This is a genomic window from Sphingobacterium composti, assembly GCF_009829075.1.
Taxonomy (GTDB): Bacteria; Bacteroidota; Bacteroidia; order Sphingobacteriales; family Sphingobacteriaceae; genus Sphingobacterium; species Sphingobacterium composti.
On sequence record NZ_WUQZ01000068.1, the window covers coordinates 1 to 406 of the forward strand.

Genomic DNA, 406 nt, shown 5'->3' on the forward strand with positions numbered 1-406 from the left:
ACAACCTTGAGTAATGGAGAGATTTAATTTTGCTACGACTTTTATCTGTTGATTATCTTTGTTTTTAAGTTTAAGATTTTCTTTTCCTGAATACGCTGAGTCTCCAATTATAGTATCTACGTGAATGCCATTTTTTTGACTTATTTCTAATAATTTGGGTAGCTCGGGGCCATCCCCCTTTTCTGCTGAGGTAACAATGGCTGCAGTGATCAGACGTTCTGGTGTCATAGCAATATGGGGCTTGTAACCAAAGAATTTGCTGTCAGCTGTCTTATGTCCAATGGTGGCATCTGTATCTTTGGAAATCGTATGACGATAGGCCTCATCTGTATCTTGTACCGTTTCTTTCAGCAAATTTAATTTCTCTTTAACAACAGGAACATAGCCTAGGGACTGATCTGCTTCA

General features: G+C 38.4%; 1 protein-coding gene. It reads right to left on the bottom strand.

Annotated features, from left to right (window positions below):
* On the bottom strand, positions 1 to 406 hold a 406-nt coding region (locus GOQ17_RS16090), incomplete at both ends, for a transposase (RefSeq protein ID WP_159639068.1).